Below are 14,930 nucleotides of genomic sequence, written 5' to 3'. Positions count from 1 at the left end.
ACCAGCGCCACCGCCTCCGGCGACCGCCCCACCTGCGCCGCGAACAAATCCGGCAGCAGGCCAGCGGGCACAGGCCCCGCAGCGGCATTCCACTCGTGAAGGAGCCGGTGGTGTTCCTCCGTGCCCAGCGCCTCCACCGCCGCCAGCCCGGTGCCGGGCGCCGTTTCGAGGACGGAGACCAGACGGTCCAGGCAGGTGTGCAGCATCCGGCAGGCCTGTTCGGGATCGACCGGGGCCTGTGCCTCGGCGGTCAGCAGGAACCACTCACCGGCATCGTCGACGGACATGGTCAGCGGGTAGTGGCTCTGTTCCCGGTAGGCCAGCAGGCTGATGCCGTCGACGGAATCGGCCTGTTCGGCGGCGGGTCCGGCGTCCGGAGCCGCGGTGAACCGGTAGTTGAACAGCGAGGTGAACAGGGGGGTGCCGCCGGGTACGCCACTGGCCGCCTGGGCCAGCGTGAGCGGTGCGTGCTCGTGCACCATCAGCTCGGCGAGCTGGTTGCGCATGTCCGACAGCGCGGCATCCGCCGCGGTGCCGCCGAGGCGGACGCGCACCGGCAGCGTGTTCATGAACAGACCCGGTACGCGGTCGGAACCGGTCCCCGAGTTCATCCGGCCGAAGACGATCGTGCCGAAGACCACGTCGTCGCGTCCCGACAGCGTGCCGAGCACCCGGGCCCAGGCCAGGTGGAACACGGTCGCCGCGCTGACTCCCCTCGACCGGGCCAGCCCGCGCACCCGTTCGGCCAGCTCGTCGTCGATCCGGTGCTGCGCGCGGGCCTGGGGGCCGCCGTCACCGTGCACGTCCGACAGGCCGTACGGCGCCGTCGGCTCGGTCACGTCGCCGAGCAGGCCGGAGAAGTAGGCCTCGTGCTCCTCGCGCGCGGTCCCGAGCCGCGCCTGCGCCACGTATCCGCGGAACGGCACCGGTGCGGGCAGTTCGTCGGCGTGTCCGGACAGGATCGCCCGCACCTCGTCCAGGAGCACGTCCAGGGCGGTGTGATCCTGCACCAGGTGGTGGATGAGGAGCAGCGCCACCCATCGGCCGGTGCCCGGCTCGGCGGCGATCCGGACCCGCATCAGCGGTGCCCGGTCCAGCGCATGCCAGGCTCCCGCCTCGGCCAGCAGGTGCTCGGCCGGGTCGGCGGCGGCGTCGAGGACGACCTCGTCCACCGGCAGCTCGGCGGTGCGCCACACGACCTGCACGGGCTCCCGCAGTCCTTCCCAGACGACCGCCGTCCGGTAAGTGTCGTGCCGGTCGACGACCTGCTGGAGCGCTGCCAGGAACCCGTCGAGGAGGTGGCGCGAGCCGAAGCCGAGCACCGTCGGGAGCACGTACACGTCACCGTCGTCGCCGCCCGCCATCAAGTGATGGAAGAACATGCCCTCCTGGAGGGGGGCCAGCGGGTACACGTCCGCGACGTTGGCCGCGCCGCCGGGCACCGTGGCGACCACCGTGGCGATCTCCGCTTCGGTCAGGTCGGCCAGGGTCAGCATGTCCGGCGTGATCTCGTCCGCGCCCGGCGGGATGAGGTTCGGCGGCACCGTCACCTCCTCCGGACCGGCCGCGGCCGCGAGTCCGGCAGGGGTGGCGTTCTGGAACAGTGCCCGCACCGACACCGCGACCCCGCGCTCGCGCAGGTGCTCGACGAGGGAAACGGCCAGCAGCGAGTGCCCGCCCAGGGCGAAGAAGTCGTCGTCCACGCCGACGCGTTCGAGGCCCAGCACCTGTGCGAAGGCCAGGCACAGCAGTTCCTCGCGCGGACCCGCCGGGGCCCGCCCCGAGCCGGCCACCGCCGCGAAGTCCGGCGCGGGCAGTGCCCTGCGGTCGAGTTTGCCGTTCGCGGTCAGCGGCAGCGCGTCCAGCACCACGACCGCGGCGGGCACCATGTACGACGGCAGCCGCTCGGCCGCTTCGGCGCGCAGCGCTTCCGCCAGATCGTGCGGTTCGGGGGCGTCGGCCACCACGTAGGCGACGAGCCGTTTGCCGCCCGGTACGTCCTCGCGCACGGCCGCGGCGGCCCGTTCGACGGCCGGGTGGCGGCCCAGCACGGCCTCGACCTCACCGAGCTCGATCCGGAACCCGCGGATCTTCACCTGGTCGTCCGCGCGGCCCAGGAACTCCAGTCGGCCGTCCGCGCGCCAGCGGACCACGTCACCGGTGCGGTACATGCGCTCGCCGGAGCCGAACGGGCAGGCCACGAACCGCTCCGCGGACAGCCCCGCCCGCCCCTGATACCCGCGCGCCAGCTGGACGCCGGCCAGGTAGAGCTCACCCGAGGAGCCCGGCGGCACGGGCCGCAGGGCCTCGTCGAGCACGTACGCCCGGGTGTTGGCCACCGGGCGGCCGATCGGCACCTGGGCCGTCGTGGCATCCGCCTCGATGCCGGCCGTGGTCGCCCAGACCGTCACCTCGGTCGGGCCGTACAGGTTCGTGACGGTGCTCCCGACGGCCGCCAGGCGGGCGGCCAGGGCTCCCGGCAGCGCCTCGCCGCCGACGAGTACGCGCAGTCCCCTCGCGGCCTCGGCGTGCTCCGTCAGCAGCGCCTGCCACAGTGACGGGGTCGCCTGCATCACGGTCACGCCGGTTGCGCCGATGAGCGCGGCCAGCGCCGCCGGATCCCGTACGGCCGCGTCGTCCGCGAGCACGACCCCGGCGCCCGCGAGCAGCGGCACATAGAGCTCCAAGACGTGGATGTCGAAGGAGACCGTCGTCACGGCCAGCAGACGGTCGGCCTCGCGCAGGGGGAAGCGCTCCCCCATCGCCGCGACGAAGTTCGCCATGGCGCCGTGCGGGACGACGACCCCCTTGGGCCGTCCGGTGGATCCCGACGTGTAGATGACGTAGGCCGGGTGCTCGGGCAGGAGCGCACCGAGGCGCTCGGAGGCGGCCAGGTCGCGGCCGTCCAGCTTCCGGAGCCTGGCCGCTGTACGGGGAGCGTCGACGACGATGCGTTTCGCCCCGGCCACGGCGGCATCGGTCTCCCGGCTGGTGAGCAGCAGCTCGGGGCGGCTGTCGTCGAGTATCTGTCCGATGCGCTCGGCGGGGTGGTCGGGGTCGACCGGCACGTAGGCGCCGCCGGCCTTGAGCACCGCCAGCAGTGCCACGGGCAGGTCGGCCGACCGGCGCATGCACACCGCCACGGGCAGCTCCGGGCCGATGCCGTGCCGGACGAGCAGCCGGGCCAGCCGGTTGGCCCGGGCGTTCAGCTCGGCGTAGGTCAGCCGGGTGTCACCGGCCAGCACCGCGACGGCGTCGGGCGTTCTCGCCGCCCGGGCCTCGAACGACGCGGGCACGGACAGAGCCGGCAGCGGTGCGTCGGTGGCGTTCCACTCCTCGACGACCCGTCGCCGCTCGTCCGCGTCGAGCAGGTCCACCGCGCTCAGGCGCACGTCCGTGGCCTCGGCGATCAGGCTCAGCACCCGCACGAGGCAGCCCGCGATGCGATCGGCCGTCGCCTGGTCGAACAGGTCGGCGGAGGCGACGAGCGTGCCCTGGATTCCCGCGGGAGCGCCCGAGGCGTCGAAGGTCTCGCCCATGGACACGTCGAGGTCGAACTTGGCGGCCACGTCGTCGGTGGGCAGGGACTCGGTCCGCAGGCCGGGCAGCGCCGCCGCGGGGCCGCCGCGCGCCCCGCCCGCGTTCTGGAGGGTGAGCATGACCTGGAACAGGGGATGCCGGGCCAGCGACCGGGCCGGTGCCAGCTCCTCGACCAGCTTTTCGAACGGCACGTCCTGGTGGGTGAACGCCGCGAGCGAGGTGTCGCGCACCCTCCGCAGGACGTCGGCGACGGTGGGGTCGCCGCTGAGGTCGGTCCGCAGGACGATGGTGTTGACGAAGAACCCGATCAGGTCGTCCAGGGCCTGGTCGGTGCGTCCGGCGACCGCGGTGCCGACGGGGATGTCGGTGCCCGCGCCCAGCCGGGACAGAGCCACGGCCAGCGCGGTCTGCACGGTCATGAACAGAGTCACCTTGTGCTCGCGCGCCACTTCCTGGAGGCGTTCGTGCACCCCGGCGGGAAGGTCGACGGAGGCGAGGTGTCCGCGGAAGGACGTCGTCGGCGGGCGCGGCCGGTCGGTCGGCAGGCGCAGTTCCTCCGGCGCACCGTCCAGGGTGTCGTGCCAGTAGGCGACCTGCCGGCGGATCAGGCTGTCCGGGTCGTCATCGTCCCCGAGCAACTCGCGCTGCCACAGCGCGTAGTCGGCGTACTGCACGGGCAGCGGTGTCCAGGCCGGCTCCTCGTCGGCGCACCGCGCCGCGTACGCCGTCGCGACATCCCGGATCAGAGGCGCCATGGACCAGGCGTCCGCCGCGATGTGGTGGACCACCAGGACCAGGACGTGCTCGTCGGGCGTCACCGCGAGCAGCGTCGCACGCACCGGGATCTCCCCGGCGAGGTCGAACGGGTGCCCCGCCGCCCGGGCCACCGCGTCGGTCACGTCGCCGGGGTCCACCTCGACGACCGGCAGTGCGAAGCCGCAGGCGTCGAGGGGAAGGCTCTGCTGGCAGGGCTCGCTGCCGTCCATCGCGAAGACCGTCCGCAGGACTTCGTGCCGATCGATCACGTCACGCAGCGCGGTCTCCAGCGCGGTCCGGTTCAGCGGGCCGGTGATCCGCGTCCCGAGGGGAATGTTGTACGTGGCGCTGGGGCCCTCCAGCTGTCCGAGGAACCACAGGCGGCGCTGCGCGAACGACAGCGGGACCCTCTCCGGCCGTTCCCGCACGGCCAGTTCGATCCGTCCGGGCCGGGCCTGGACGAGCCAGCGGGCGAGGCGCGCCGGGGTCGGCGCGTCGAACAGCGCGACGATGTTCAGCTCCACGTGGAACGTCGCCCGGATCCGGCTGACGAGGACGGTCGCCAGCAGTGAGTGCCCGCCCAGGGTGAAGAAGTCGTCGTCCACGCCGACCGTGGGCAGCCCGAGCACCTCGGCGAACGCCTGGCACAGCAGTTCCTCTCGGAGGTCGGCCGGCGCCCGGCCGGCACCCGCCGCATAGTCCGGCGCGGGCAACGCGGCCCGGTCCACCTTCCCGTTGGCGCTCAGCGGCAGGGCGTCCAACTCGACCATGGCCGACGGCAGCATGTACTCCGGCAGCCGTTCAGCGGCGTACGAGCGGACGGTGACACCGACGGCCGTGCCCGGGTCGACGGGCACCAGATAGGCCACCAGCCTCTTGTCCCCGGGGATGTCCTCGCGGACGAGGACGGTCGCCTGCGCGACGGCCGGGTGCGCGGCGAGGGCGGCCTCGACCTCGCCGGGCTCCACCCGGAACCCGCGGATCTTCACCTGTTCGTCCGCACGCCCGGCGAACACCAGCCGCCCGTCCGGGGTCCACCGGACCAGGTCGCCGGTGCGGTACATCCGCTCGCCGGAGCCTGCGAAGGGGCAGGCCACGAACCGCTCACCCGTCAGCACGGGCCGGTCGAGGTAACCGCGCGCGACCCCGGCTCCGGCGACGTACAGCTCTCCGGCCACGCCCACCGGCACCGGTTCGAGACCGGCGTCGAGGACGTACACGCGGGTGTTGTCGAGCGGGCGCCCGATGGGCAGGACGGAGTGCACCCGGCCGGCGTCGGCGACCTCGTGCTGAGTGGCGCACAGTGTCACCTCGGTCGGCCCGTACAACTGCCGTACGGTCACACCCGGGTTGGCCTCCAGCACCCGCCGCACCGACTCCGCCGGGACCATGTCACCGCCGGTCAGCACCTCACGGACACCGGTGAAGCAGCCGGGGTCCTCGTCCGCCAGCACCCTCAGCAGGCCGGCTGTCACATGCAGATGCGACAGCTCGTGGTCGGTGACCAACCCCCGCACCACCGCCGCGTCCACACGCTCGTTCGGTGCGATGACGACGGTGCCGCCGGACAGCAGCGGGGCCCACAGCTCGTACGACGAGGCGTCGAACGCGTGCGGGGCGTGGAACAGCACCCGCGAGGGCCGGTCCCAGCAGCGGTCGGTCGCCAGCCGCACGACGTCCCGGTGCGTGGCGACCACGCCCTTCGGGACACCGGTCGAGCCGGAGGTGTACATCACGTACGCCGCCTGCTGCGCAGACCACTGCCGGGGCAGCGCGCACTCCTCCGCCTCCGCCGTCACCGAGAGCGTGGGGATGTCGAGGGCGCGCAGGAACTCGTGTCCGGCCGTCGGCTCGTGCACCACCACGCACCGGGCGCCCGCGTCCTCCAGCACCGTCCGCATCCGTACGGCCGGCCAGCCCGCTTCCAGCGGCACGTACACGCCGCCGGCCTTCAGGACGGCCAGCAGCGTCACGACCAGTTCGACGGAACGCTCCATCACCACCGCGACGGTCGTCTCCGCGGCCACGCCCGCCTTCACCAGTGCCCGCGCCAGCCGGTCCGAGCGGGCGTCCAGCTCGGCGTAACCGACCTCGACGTCACCGCAGACCAGCGCCGTGGCCTGCGGAACACGTGCCGCCTGCGCGGCGAACGCGGCCGGAACGGTCAGGTCGGGCACGTCCACGGCCGTGTCGTTCCATTCGACGGACATCCGGTGCCGGGCCCGCGTGCCCAGGACGTCCACTTGGGTGAGCGGGGTGTCCGGGGCTTCCGCCAGGGCGGTGACCAGGTGGGTGAGGCACGTGTGCAGGAGTGCGCAGACCTGGTCGGGGTCTGCGGGCGCCATCACGTTCGCCGTGATGACGAAGCCGGGTCCGTCGTTGTCGATGGACATGTGCAGCGGGTAGTTGGTGTGCTCCCGGGTGAAGACCGTCCGGACGCCCTGGATGCCCTCGCCGGGCTCGGGCTCGTCCTGGTTGTGCCGGTAGTTGAAGAGCGAGGTGAACAGCGGGCTGCCGCCGGGCAGTCCGGCGGCGGCCTGGGCCAGCGTCAGCGGGGCCTGCTCGTGGACCATGAGGTCGGCGAGGTGCCGGCGCAGCTCGGTCAGGGCCTCTGCCACGCTCTTCCCGGACATGGGTACGCGCACCGGCAGGGTGTTGAGGAACAGGCCCGGTGCCCGGTCGGAGCCCGCTCCCGCGCCCATCCGGCCGAACAGCAGTGTTCCGAACACCACGTCGTCGCGGCCCGACACCGCGCCGAGGACACGCGCCCACGCCAGATGGAACAGGGACGCCGGGCTCACCCCGAGCGACCGCGCCACCTGCCGCATCCGCTCGGTCAGGGCGTCGTCGACCCGCAGTTGGGCATGCGCGGCTCCCTCACCGTCACCGTGCACGTCCGTCAGCCCGTAGGGGGCTGTGGTCTCCGTGACATCGCCGAGGAGCCCGGTGAAGTACCGCTGGTGCTCCTCCCGCGACGTCCCCAGCCGTGCCTGCGCGACGAACTCGCGGAACGGCACCGGCGGCGGGAGCCGGTCGCCCTCCCCGGCCAGGAACGCCCGCAGGTCCTCCAGCAGCACCTCCACGGAGGTGTGGTCCTGGACCAGGTGGTGGATGCGCAGCAGCATCAGCCAGCCCCGTCCGGGCGCGGCGGCGACGTGTGCCCGCAGCAGTGGCGCGCTGTCCAGCTCGATCCGGCCGCCCGCCGCCGTGCGCAGCTGCTCGATCGCGTCCGGGCCGTCGGGGTCGAGTTCCATCTCCTCGACGGGCAGTTCGGCATGGCGCCACACCACCTGGACCGGTTCGCGCAGTCCTTCCCACACGATCGCGGTGCGATAGATGTCGTGCCGGTCCAGCACCCGCTGCATCGCCGCGAGGAAGGCGTCGAGTCGCTCGCGGGAGTCGAAGTCGAGCACGGTCGGCGTCACGTAGACGTCCGTGCCGTCGCGGTCGGCCGCGAGGTGGTGGAAGAAGATTCCTTCCTGCAGGGGGGCCAGGGGGTACACGTCCGCGATGTTGGCCGCGCCGCCCGGTACCCGCTCCACCACCCGCGCGACCTCGGCCTCGGTCAGCTCGACCAGGGGCAGCATCTCCGGCGTGATCCCGGTGGCGCCCGGGGGGATCGCACGGGGCGGCACCACCACCGGCTCCGGACCTGCCACGGCGGCCAGCCCGGCCGGGGTCGGTGTCACGAACAGGGCCCGTACCGAGACGGACATGCCGCGCTGCCGCAGCCACTCGACCAGCGAAACCGCCAGGAGCGAGTGCCCGCCGAGTGCGAAGAAGTCGTCGTCGACCCCGACGGACGGCAGGCCCAGCACCTCGGCGAAGGCCTGACAGAGCAGTTCCTCCTCGGGGCCGGCCGGGGCACGGCCGCCGCCCGCGGTGTACGCCGGCGCCGGCAGAGCCCTGCGGTCCAGCTTGCCGTTGACCGTCAACGGCAGGACGTCCAGCACCACGAACGCCGAGGGCACCATGTACGACGGCAGCCGCTGCGCGGCGAACCCACGCACCAGCTCGGACAGCCCACCGGCGTCCACGCCCTCACCAGGGGTCACGTAGCCGACCAGCCGCTTTCCGCCCAGGGGGTCGTCGCCCGCGATGACGGCGGCCTGCGCCACGTCCGGATGCGACGCCAGCACGGCCGACACCTCGCCCGGTTCGATCCGGAACCCGCGGATCTTCACCTGCTCGTCCGCACGGCCCTCGAACACCAGCCGGCCGTCCGGGGTCCACCGGGCCCGGTCACCCGACCGGTACATCCGCTGCCCGCCCGCACCGAACGGGCACGCCACGAACCGCTCACCGGTCAGCCCCGGACGACCCGCGTAGCCACGGGCCACCTGGGGCCCGGCCACGTACAGCTCGCCCGCCACACCCATGGGAGCCGGGCGCAGCCACTCGTCCAGCACATACACCGACAGCCCCTGAAGGCCACGGCCGATCACACTGCCGTCCCCGGCATCGTGCGGCGACAGGTCGTAGTGGGTGACGTGCACGGTGGTCTCGGTGATGCCGTACATGTTGACCAGCCGCGGCCCGGACCCGCCGTACCGCTCCCACCAGCCGGCGAGCCGCGCGGGCTCCAGCGCCTCTCCGGCGAACACCACCGCCCGCAGGTCGCGCAGCGTGTCCGCGCGGTGCGACTCGGCCTCCATCAGCTGGTAGAACGCCGACGGCGTCTGGCTCAGCACCGTCACCCGCTCGCGCTCCAGCAGCTCCGCGAAGTCCGCCGGCGACCGCGACACGTCGAACGGCACCATCACGACCCGCCCGCCGTGCAGCAGCGCGCCCCACAGCTCCCACACCGAGACGTCGAACGCGGACGAGTGGAACAGGCTCCACACGTCGTCCGCGCCGAACTCGAACAGGTTCCGGGCAGCCGTGAGCAGCGCGATCACGTTGCGGTGGGGCACCAGCACGCCCTTCGGCGTCCCGGTCGACCCCGATGTGTAGATCACGTACGCCGCCTGGTCGGGGCGCGCGGGCTCCAGCCGTTCCCCGCCGGTCTCCTCGTCGGACTCGGGAGCGTCCGCCGGCACCGCCGCCACGCCCTCCGGCAGGATCGGCGCCAAGTCGGCCGTCGTCACGGCGCACGCGGCTCCCGCGTCGGCCAGTACGAACGCGATGCGTTCGGCCGGGTAGTCCGGGTCGACGGGCAGATACGCGCCGCCCGCCTTCAGCACCGCCAGAACGGCCACCGCCAGGTCGGCGGAGCGGGGCATGAGCACACCGACGATCGACTCCGGGCCGACCCCCAGCCCGGCCAGACGCCGCGCCAGCCGGTCGGCACGGGCGTCCAGCTCCGCATAGGACACGGCGGTGTCGCCCGCCGTCACCGCCGTCGCGTCCGGCGTCCTCGCCGCCTGCGCCTCGAACAGCTCCGCCAGGGTCGCCTCCGGTACCGGGAGCACCGGGTCGTTCCATTCCGCGACGAGGACGGAGAGCTCGGTCTCGTCCAGCACGTCGACGGCGCCGAGACGCACGTCCGTGCGGCGGGTCAGCACGTCGAGCGCCCGGGCGAACCAGGTGACGATCCGGTCCGCCGTGTCCGGGTCGAACAGGTCGGTGGCCGCGACGAGCGTGCCGTGCATCCCCGTGGGTTCGCCGTCCGGGTCGAAGGTCTCGGCGAAGGCCAGGTCCAGGTCGAACTTGGCGGGTACCGTGCCGGTCGGCAGCACGGCGGTCTCCAGGCCGGGCAGCTCGGCGGACGCGCCGCCGGCGGCCCGAGCGGTGTTCTGCAGGGTGAGCATCACCTGGAACAACGGATGCCGCGTCAGCGACCGGGTCGGGGCCAGTTCCTCCACCAGCCGCTCGAACGGGACGTCCTGGTGGGCCAGGGCGGTCAGCAGGACGTCGCGGACCCGCTCCAGCACCTCGGCGAAGGTCGGGTTGCCGGTCAGGTCGGTGCGCAGGACCAGGGTGTTGACGAAGAATCCGGCCAGGTCGTCCAGGGCCTGGTCGGTGCGTCCGGCGACCGCGGTGCCGACGGGGATGTCGGTGCCCGCGCCCAGCCGCGACAGTGTCACCGCCAGCGCGGCCTGAAGCACCATGAAGACCGTCACGCCCTCGGCGCGTGCCACCTCCCGCAGCCGCCGGTGCAGTTCGGCCGGAAGCTCGACTTCGGCGAGGTGGCCGCGGTAGGAGAACTCGGCAGGACGCGGCCGGTCGGCCGGCAGGTCCAGCTCCTGCGGGGCACCGTCCAGGGTGTCGCGCCAGTGGGCGACCTGCCGGCGGATCAGGCTGTCCGGGTCGTCATCGTCCCCGAGCAACTCGCGCTGCCACAGCGCGTAGTCGGCGTACTGCACGGGCAGCGGCCGCCACGCCGGGGCCTCGCCCCTCAGCCGCGCCGCGTACGCCGCCGCCACGTCCCGTGCCAGGGGGTCCATCGACCAGGCGTCACCCGCGATGTGATGCACCACCAGGACGAGCACGTGCTCATCCGGTGCCACCGCGAACAGCGTGGCACGCACCGGGTTCTCCACGGCCAGGTCGAACGCGTACGCCGCCGCTCGCGCGATCGCGTCGGTCAGGCCGTCGGACGGCATCTGAACGACCTCGGGCGCGAAGGCCGTCTCCGCTTCCGGCAGGACCCGCTGGTACGGCGTGCCGTCGTCGGTCACCGCGAAGACGGTACGCAGCACCTCGTGGCGTGCCACCGTGTCGCGCAGCGCGGCCACGAACGCCTCGCGGTCCAGCGGCCCGGTCAGGCGCAGCGCCAGCGGAAGGTTGTACGTCGGGCTCGGCCCCTCCAGTTGTGCCAGGAACCACAGGCGCTGCTGCGCGAAGGACAAGGGCGGCTGCTCCGGCCTCTCCCGCGACGCCAGCGCCCTGCGTCCCGGTCCGGCGGCTTCGGCGAGCCGGGCAGCCAGACGGCCGGGCGTCGGCGCGTCGAACACCGTCCGGATCGACAGTTCCACGTCCAGGGTGGCGCGCACCCGGCTCACCAGGCGCGTCACCAGCAGCGAGTGGCCGCCGAGCGTGAAGAAGTCGTCGTCCACGGCGACCGCGGGCAGTCCCAGGACCTCGGCGAACGCCTGGCACAGCAGTTCTTCGCGGGCGTCGGACGGCAACCGCCCGGCGCCCGTCGCGTAGCGGGGAGCGGGCAGCGCCGCCCGGTCCACCTTCCCGTTGACCGTCAGCGGGAAGGCGTCCAGCTCGACGAATGCCGCGGGAACCATGTACTCGGGCAGGCGATCGGCCGCGTACGCGCGCACCGCCGCGGCGACCGGGCCCTCCTGTCCGGCGGGCACCACATACCCGATCAGCCTCTTGTCCCCGGGGCTGTCCTCCCGTACGGCGACGGCCGCCTGGGCCACGGCCGGGTGCGTGGCGAGAACCGCCTCGACCTCGCCCGGCTCCACCCGGAAACCACGGATCTTCACCTGGTCGTCCGCCCGCCCGGCGAAGACCAGCCGCCCGTCGGGCGTCCACCTGACCAGGTCTCCGGTGCGGTACATCCGCCCGCCCGACCCGAACGGGCAGGCCACGAACCGCTCCGCCGTCGTTCGCGCGCGGTTGACGTAGCCCCGGGCGACGCCGGCCCCGGCCACGTACAGCTCCCCGGCCACGCCCACCGGCACCACGTTGAGGCCGTTGTCCAGGACGTACACGCGGGTGTTGTCCAGCGGCCGCCCGATCGGCAGCGGTCCGTCGGCCTCGGCGACGTCGGCGACCTCGTACTGGGTGGCGCACAACGTCACCTCGGTCGGCCCGTACATGTGCCGCACGACGGCCTGGGAGTTGGCTTCCAGGATTCTGCGGACCGCTTCGGCGGGGACCACGTCGCCGCCCGTGAGCACTTCCCGCACGCCGGTGAAACAGCGGGGATCGTCCTCGGCGAGCACCCGCAGCAGACCTGCGGTGACATGGACGTGCGTCAGCGCGTGCTCAGCGGTCAGGCGCCGCATCAGGGCCGCGTCCATGCGCTCGCGGGGCGCGATCACGACGGTGCCCCCCGACAGCAGCGGCACCCACAGCTCGTAGGAGGAGGCGTCGAACGCGTGTGGGGCGTGGAACAGCACGCGCGGCGTCGCCCCCCAGCACCGGTCCATGGCCAGCCGCACCACGTCCCGGTGGGTGGTCACCACGCCCTTCGGCTCCCCCGTCGAGCCCGACGTGTACATCACGTACGCGGCGCCGCCTGGCGGAACCGGCCCCGGCAGGTCCACCGCGGCCTCGGCCGTGGCGTCCACCGGGAGCAGCGCGACCCCGAACTCCAGCTCGGTCGTCGCCTCGCGCACCAGGACCAGGCAGGCGTCCGCGTCCTCGACCACCGCGCGCATCCGCGCCGCGGGCCATCCCATGTCCAACGGCACGAACACACCACCGGCCCGGGAGACGGCCAGCAGCGCCACGACGAGTTCGACGGACCGTTCCATCGCCACCGCGACGGTCGACTCCGGCCGCACTCCTGACGCCACCAGCGTCCGGGCCAGACGGTCCGATCGCGCGTCCAGTTCGCGGTAGGTGACCGCCACCTCGCCGCACACCAGCGCGACCGCGTCCGGATCGGCCGCCGCCCGGGCCGCGAAGGCCTCCGGAAGCGACAGGTCCGGCACGGCGACCGTGGTGTCGTTCCACCCGTCCACCAGCGCGGACAGCTCGGTCCCGTCCAGCACGTCCACGGCGAGGACCGGGGTGGCCGGTTCCTCCTGGAGGGCGGACGTGAGGGAGTCCAGGCACGTGGTCAGCAGCGCGCCCACCTGTGCCGGATCGGCCGGCGCCACGGCGTCCACGGTGATCGAGAAGCCTGCCGCGTCGGCGTCGACCGCCACGGAGAGCGGGTAGTTGGTGAGGTCACGGGCGGACAGGACCTGCATCCCGTCCAGCGCGGGACGGGTCGCGTTCGGCTCGGCCGCGTTGTGCCGGTAGTTCAGGATCGAGGTGAACAGCGGGCTGCCGCCGGGCAGGCCACTGGCCGCCTGGGCCAGGGTGAGCGGTGCGTGCTCGTGCACGAGCAGGTCGGCGAGCTGGTGCCGCAGGCCGGTCAGCGCCTCCCCCACATCCTGCCGGTCGAGCCGCAGCCGGACCGGGAGCGTGTTGATGAACAGGCCCGGTACCCGGTTCGCGCCGTCGCCGGCGTTCATCCGCCCGAACAGGACGGTGCCGAACACGACGTCGTCACGTCCCGAGACGGCGCCCAGGACGCGCGCCCACGCCAGGTGGAACAGCGTCGCCGGGCTCGCGCCGAGCGACCTCGCCACCGCGCGTATGCGCTCGGCCAGGGCGGCGTCGACCCGCAGGCGGGCCTGTTCCGATCCCGTGCCGTCACCGTGCACATCGACCAGGCCGTACGGAGCGGTGGTCTCGGTGACGTCCCCGAGCAACCCGGCGAAGTGGCGCTCGTGTTCCTCCTGCGGTGTCCCGAGCCGCGCCTGTGCCACGAAGTCCCGGAAGGGGATCGGCGCCGGCAACTCGTCGACCCGCCCGGACAGGAAGGCCCACAGGTCGTCGAAGAGCACGTCCTGGGTGGTGTGGTCCTGCAACAGGTGGTGGATACGGAGCAGGGCCAGCCACCGGTCGCCGCTCGGGTCGGCGGCGATGTGCGCGGACATCAGCGGAACCTGGTCCAGTTCCATCCGGCCGCCGGCCGCGGCCAGCATCTGCTCGACCGGATCCGGCCCGTCGGCGTCGAGGACGATTTCCTCGACCGGCAGTTCGGCCCGGCGGACCACGACCTGCACCGGTTCCCGGAGCCCTTCGGAGACGACCGCGGTGCGATAGATGTCGTGCCGGCCCACCATCCACCGCAGCGCGGCGAAGAAGTCGTCGAGGCGGTCGCGCGAGTCGAACTCGATGACCGCGGGCGTGATGTAGACGTCCGTGCCGTCCCGGTCGGCCATCAGGTGATGGAAGAGGAGACCTTCCTGCAAGGGGGCGAGCGGGTAGATGTCCGCGATGTTGGCGGCGCCGCCGGGCACCGCCGTCGCCACCCGGGAGATCTCCTGCTCGGTCAGATCGACCAGGGTCAGCATCTCCGGTGTGATCTCACGCGCGTCCGCCGGGATGAGATTCGGCGGCACCTCCACCTGTTCCGGTCCGGCCGCGGCGGCCAGTGCGGCCGGGGTCGCCGACACGAACAGCGCCCGCACGGACACCGACACCCCGCGCTGTCGCAGCCATTCCACCAGGGACACCGCGAGCAGCGAGTGCCCACCGAGGGCGAAGAAATCGTCCTCCACCCCGACCGTGGAGTGATCCAGACCGAGAACCTCCGCGAACGCCTGGCAGACCAGCTCTTCCTGCGCGTTCGCCGGCGCACGCCCCGAACGCGCACCCTTGTACTCGGGAACCGGCAGGGCCTCGCGGTCCAGTTTGCCGTTCGCCGTCATCGGGAGCGCGTCCAGCTCCACGATCGCCGAGGGCACCATGTAGCCCGGGAGCCGTTCCGCCGCATGGTCCCGGACAGCGGCGCCGATGGCCGTGCCCGGCTGCCGGGGCACGAGATATCCGGTCAGTCGTTTGTCGCCGGGGGCGTCCTCCCGTACCACCACCGCGGCCTGGGCCACAGCCGGATGCCCCGCCAGGACCGACTCCACTTCACCCGGCTCGATCCGGAACCCACGGATCTTCACCTGATCATCCGCACGCCCCGCGAACACCAACTCACCCCCGGCAGACCACCGCACCCGGTC

1 pseudogene is annotated in these 14,930 nt (G+C 73.1%); it reads right to left on the bottom strand.

Annotated features, from left to right (window positions below):
- A pseudogene (locus tag ACZ3I3_RS41050) lies at positions 1–14,870 on the bottom strand (amino acid adenylation domain-containing protein); the annotation flags it as partial.
- Positions 14,871–14,930: the final 60 nt, after the last annotated feature.

Source organism: Streptomyces sp. NPDC016851 (genome assembly GCF_055562795.1).
Note: the sequence above shows the minus strand (reverse complement) of the source record. Positions and strands in the feature narration are given on the sequence as shown.